Origin of the sequence: Microbacterium sp. H6 (assembly GCF_003314775.1) — a bacterium.
GTDB classification, from domain to species: domain Bacteria; phylum Actinomycetota; class Actinomycetes; order Actinomycetales; family Microbacteriaceae; genus Microbacterium; species Microbacterium oxydans.
The window spans coordinates 14,454-19,270 of the sequence record NZ_QOAY01000148.1; the positions used below are offsets into that span (position 1 = coordinate 14,454).

General features: G+C 67.2%; 6 protein-coding genes and 2 tRNA genes. 2 read left to right on the forward strand and 6 right to left on the reverse strand.

The annotated features are described in order from the left end of the window. The 4 genes from DSP71_RS23490 to DSP71_RS09540 form a co-directional block, all read right to left on the reverse strand. Nucleotides 1-305 (reverse strand): ATP-dependent Clp protease proteolytic subunit (locus DSP71_RS23490; protein ID WP_258546355.1); only part of this gene is annotated, 305 nt, incomplete at its 3' end. Between the two features lie 81 nt (nucleotides 306-386). Next, nucleotides 387-881 (reverse strand): tetratricopeptide repeat protein, encoded by a 495-nt coding sequence (locus DSP71_RS09530; RefSeq protein WP_058632255.1) that lies wholly within the window; start codon nucleotides 879-881, stop codon nucleotides 387-389. A gap of 72 nt (nucleotides 882-953) precedes the next feature. After that, on the reverse strand, nucleotides 954-2,444 hold the full coding sequence (gene tig, locus DSP71_RS09535; RefSeq protein ID WP_113680969.1) for a trigger factor: 1,491 nt from the start codon (nucleotides 2,442-2,444) through the stop codon (nucleotides 954-956). 63 nt (nucleotides 2,445-2,507) lie between these two features. Next, nucleotides 2,508-2,581, reverse strand: a tRNA-Pro gene (locus tag DSP71_RS09540). 109 nt (nucleotides 2,582-2,690) lie between these two features. Here DSP71_RS09540 and DSP71_RS09545 point away from each other — a divergent pair. Both DSP71_RS09545 and DSP71_RS09550 read left to right on the forward strand, forming a co-directional pair. After that, nucleotides 2,691-2,764, forward strand: a tRNA-Gly gene (locus DSP71_RS09545). 109 nt (nucleotides 2,765-2,873) lie between these two features. Continuing rightward, complete coding sequence (locus tag DSP71_RS09550; RefSeq protein ID WP_113680970.1) at nucleotides 2,874-4,076, forward strand: hypothetical protein; 1,203 nt, start codon at nucleotides 2,874-2,876, stop codon at nucleotides 4,074-4,076. Nucleotides 4,077-4,143: 67 nt separating this feature from the next. On the opposite strand, the gene DSP71_RS09555 is transcribed toward DSP71_RS09550, so the two are convergent. Next, on the reverse strand, nucleotides 4,144-4,497 hold the full coding sequence (locus DSP71_RS09555; RefSeq protein WP_017830291.1) for an RNA polymerase-binding protein RbpA: 354 nt from the start codon (nucleotides 4,495-4,497) through the stop codon (nucleotides 4,144-4,146). Next, nucleotides 4,497-4,745, reverse strand: coding sequence for a preprotein translocase subunit SecG (secG, locus tag DSP71_RS09560; RefSeq protein WP_017202783.1), 249 nt, complete (start codon nucleotides 4,743-4,745; stop codon nucleotides 4,497-4,499). The genes DSP71_RS09555 and secG overlap by 1 nt, the downstream gene beginning before the upstream one ends. Nucleotides 4,746-4,817: the final 72 nt, after the last annotated feature.

The window sequence follows — 4,817 nt, forward strand, 5'->3', positions numbered from 1 at the left end:
TTGCCCTTGGTGCCGGCGGTCAACAGCAGCTGCCCCATGGAGGCGGCCATTCCGATGCCGACCGTGACGATGTCGTTCGGCACGAACTGCATCGTGTCGTAGATCGCCATGCCCGCGGTGATCGATCCGCCGGGCGAATTCACGTAGAGGTAGATGTCTCGCTCGGAGTCTTCTGCGGCGAGGAGAAGGATCTTCGCGCAGATCTCGTTCGCGTTCTCGTCGCGCACCTCCGACCCCAGCCAGATGATGCGGTCCTTCAGCAACCGGTCGAAGACGCTCGTTGCGAGGAGGGGTTCTGCAGCCATGTCAGCTCCTGATTCCGTGTTTCAGTGATTCGAATCTACCGGCGACAACGCAGCGCCCAGGCCGTGTTCGCCGTCGGCATATCAGGTGTCGGCGTCCGCGATCTCGTGGGCATAGGCCGTCATCGAACGGTGGTAGCGCGGCAGATGCGGGACGAGGGCGAGCAGTGCCACGGAGAGACCCTCCGCCGGGCGCCCGGCGCTGGCCAGGATGAGGGCATGCACGCAGGCGACGGCGTCGCGATAGGGGCCGTCGGGCGCGAGCTCCTCCTCGGCACGGATCACGGCGAGTGCTTCGTCGTACTCGCCGAGATTCCGGAGCGAACTGGCCATCTGGATCACGCACTGCGGACGATGCTCACCATCCAACCCCAGAGCCAGCGCGCGTCGATACAGGGCGACAGCCTCCGCCGGCCGGCCAGCGGAATCCCGTGCACCGCCGCGCTCGAACTCCGCGCGAGCGTCGTCAGGGCCGCGCTCAGCGGCGAGGGCGTCGATGCGGCTGATCGTGTCGTCACCCACCGCTTCGCCCGTCGCGTCGTCCCACACCTCGTCGATGCGCTCATCCCACGTCTTCATCGCTGCCCTCTCCTCGGATGGAAAAGAGGGCGGATGCCGCAGCACCCGCCCTCTTCACTGGATCGTTTTCGATCACTCAGCCTTGTTGGCCGCCTTCTTGGCCGGTGCCTTCTTGGCAGCAGGCTTCTCGGCCGGAGCCTTCTCAGCGGCGGGCTTCTCGGCGTCGTCGGCCTCGGCGGCCTTCTTGGCCGGAGCCTTCTTGGCGGCGGGCTTCTTGGCAGGAGCCTTCTTCGCCGGCTTCTCCTCGGCTTCCGCGGAGTCCGCGTCCGCAGACTCGGCCTCGTCGTCGGTGACGATGAAGTCGGACAGATCGACGGGCTTGCCGTTGCTGTCGACGACCTTCACCTTGCCGAGCGCGATCGCGAGCGCCTTGTTCCGGGCAACCTCGCCGACGAGCGCCGGGAGCTGGTTCGAGGACTGCAGCGCCTCGACGAACTCCTGCGGGGCCATGCCGTACTGGGCAGCCGACTGGATGAGGTACTGCGAGAGCTCCTCCTGCGAGACCTGCACGTCGGCCTGCTCGGCGATCGTGTCGAGAAGAACCTGCGTGCGGAACTGCTTCTCGCTGGCCTCGGTGACCTCGGCGCGGTGCACGTCGTCCTCGAGACGGCCTTCGCCCTCGAGGTGGTTGTGCACCTCGTCCTCGATGAGCTGCGGCGGAACCGGGATCTCGATCTGCTCGAGCAGCACCTCGACGAGCTTGTCGCGTGCGGCGGAGCCCTGCGTGAACACGCCCTGCTGAGCGACGCGCTCTGCCACGCTCTCACGGAGCTCGGCGATCGTGTCGAACTCGCTCGCGATCTGCGCGAAGTCGTCGTCGGCCTCGGGAAGCTCGCGCTCCTTGACCGCCTTGACCGTCACGGAGACCTCGGCCTCGGACCCGGCGTGGTCGCCACCGACGAGAGCGGAGCGGAACGTGGTGTCCTCACCCGCGGTGAGCGACTCGATCGCGTCGTCGATGCCCTCGAGCAGCTCGCCCGAGCCGATCTCGTAGGAGACGCCCTCGGCGCGGTCGATCTCGGCGCCGTCGATCGTGGCGACGAGGTCGAGCTCGACGAAGTCACCCTTCGCGGCAGGCCGGTCGACCGGCACGAGCGTGCCGAAGCGGGCGCGCATGTTGTCGAGCTCGGCGTCGAGCGCAGCGTCATCGGCCTCGACAGCGTCGACGGTCACGGTGATGCCGTCGTAAGAGGGCAGCTCGATGTCGGGACGGACGTCGACCTCGATGTCCACGAGCAGGTCACCCGAGAAGTCCTTCTCGTTCGGCCACTGCGTGATGTCGGCCGCCGGGCGCCCCACGACGCGCAGCTTGTGCTCGTTGGTCGCCTCGCGGAAGAACTTGTCCAGGCCTTCGTTCACGGCGTGCTCGATGACCGCGCCGCGACCGATGCGCTGGTCGATGATCGGTGCCGGGACCTTGCCCTTGCGGAAGCCGGGGATCTGGACGTCCTGAGCGATGTGCTCGTACGCGTGAGCGATGCTGGGCTTGAGGTCGTCCGGGGTGACCGTGATGGTGAGCTTGACCCGGGTCGGGGTCAGCTTCTCGACGGTGCTGTTCGCCATGCTGGTGTGTTCTCCTTGTGATTTCCGCTTCGAATCGCGGCTGTAAGGTCCGTGGGGGCCGTGTCGGGGCGACAGGAGTTGAACCTGCGACCTCCCGCTCCCAAAGCGGGCGCTCTACCAAACTGAGCTACGCCCCGGGGAATCCGCATGCGGATTCAGCCCCACCGAGTCTAACGGACAGGAGCATGCGTCAGAGTCCGGTATAGTCGATGAGTCGGTAACCGAACCTTTCGAGGCTCGGATTCCGGGGCTGTAGCTTAGTGGTAAAGCCTTAGTCTTCCAAACTAATGATGCGGGTTCGATTCCCGTCAGCCCCTCCACTCGAGAGGGCCCCCGCCATACGGCGGGGGCCTTCCGCATTTCCGGTCGCCTCGTCGAATACGCTGACAGCATCGCTGCACGCAGGCTCCGACCGGAAGGCATCATCGAATGGGTCAGTCGCCCCGCGACGGCGGGCATCAGCTTCCCGTCGTCTTCTCTTCCGGGGCCTCGTCCTCCACGCCGACACGGTCGCGTCGGAGGAGACGGCCGGGGCTCGTCATCGGCCTGCTCGGCGGCGCCGCGCTGATCGCGGCCTTGGCCATCGTCCAGGTGAGCGCGAACCTCGGTTACGACGATGCGGCGTCCCGTTACGAGAGCGCAGCTCAGACGACATCGACCGCGAAGACGCAGCTCCGCGCCGACATCGCTGAACTGCGAACCGTCACCGACGCAGCGGGCCAGGTGGTTGCAGGGGGCGATCAGCCGATCTCCGTGCCCGACGAACTGCACGCGAGCTTGGCCTCTGCCGTCGAGGAGGGCACCGCTACCGCGTCAGACGCGGACGGCGTGGTCTCCGTGGCGATCGCTCCGCTGAGCGAGAAGCCCGACTGGTTCTGGGAACTGTTCGGTGCCACCTCGGAGCTCGAACAGCGACGTGACGAAGTGGAGGACCTGTCCGTCGACGTCGCCGGCGCGGCCGGCGACGTCTCGTCGGCGCACACGGCGATGACGGAGAGCGGCCTCGCGGTGATCACGACGGCCGGAGCGGCTGCGCCTGGATTCGAAGCGGCACATCTGTCGGCCCGCAACGACGCGGTGATCGCGCTACGCGACGCCGCCGCCGATGCCACTGCCGCGACGACGCTCGACGAAGGCACCGCAGCCGCCTACCTCGCCCTGCAGACCGCGGCGGCGCAGGTCGTCGCCACCGAGAGCGAAGAACTGGCGGAGAAGGCAGGCCCGCTCCTGAACTCCCGGCTCGAGATCGAAGCGTTCGCCCGCTCCCTCGCGCCCGGCGTGCTCCTGGACTTCGACTGGGCGCCGGTCGTCAGCGGCGCCGGTTACAACGGCAGCATGGGCGGCTACACGACCTGGTGGTGGGGCGAGTCGGGGCGGGCGACCATCGCGTTCTCGAACTCGGTCGCCGAGCAGTGGCCGGCCGTTCGCAGCAAGGCACTGATCGCGCACGAGGTGGGGCACGCGATCAGCGTGAGGTGCCAGAGCATGTACGACTCCTCCACGCAGGACAGCATCGAGAAGTGGGCGACGGCGTGGGCCATCAGCATGGGCTACACCGATGATGCGAACGGCGTCTGGGCGTATGGGTACCCGCCGCAGAGCTACATCGATGCGGCGGCGGGCTGCCGCTGACCGCCGCCTGATACGGAAGAAGCCGCCGCGATCGCTCGCGACGGCTTCTTCGATGTCAGCCTCGAGGTCACTGCCCCCGACGCTCGCGCAGCTGCGTGAGCGCGTCGTCGAGCAGCTGGACGGCTTCCTCGTCCGTACGGCGTTCCTTCACGTAAGCGAGGTGCGTCTTGTACGGCTCCGCCTTCGCGAGCGCAGGAGGATTCTCCTTGTCGCGACCGGCGGGGAGCCCGGACTGCGGGTGGTCGATCGTCTCCGGGATCTCCTCTTCGGGGAGACCAGCGGCGAAGTAGCGGACGGTCTCGTTGCCGAGACCATCCCAGTAGGAGACCGCGATGCGGTCGGCGTGATAGCCGTGGTCCTGCTCCCCCATGGGGCCGGAGCCCACGCGGGTGCCACGGATCGCGTTTCCACCGGTAGCCATCAGATGACCTCGAATTTCGTGATGAGGCCCAGCGCGACGATGGAGACGAACCATGTCAGAGCCAGGACGACGGTGAAGCGGTTGAGGTTCCGCTCCGCAAGCCCGGACGAGCCGACCGCAGAGGTCATGCCCCCGCCGAACATGTCGGAGAGGCCGCCACCGCGGCCCTTGTGCAGGAGGATGAGGAGGGTCAGCAGAACGCTGGTGATGCCCAGCACGACCTGCAGGACGAACTCGAGAATTGCCACGAGAAAGAGCCTTTCGCTGGGGCCGGAGCGCCCCCGTAACGGTCAAGTATACGGTGCGGCGGGGCCGAAGCC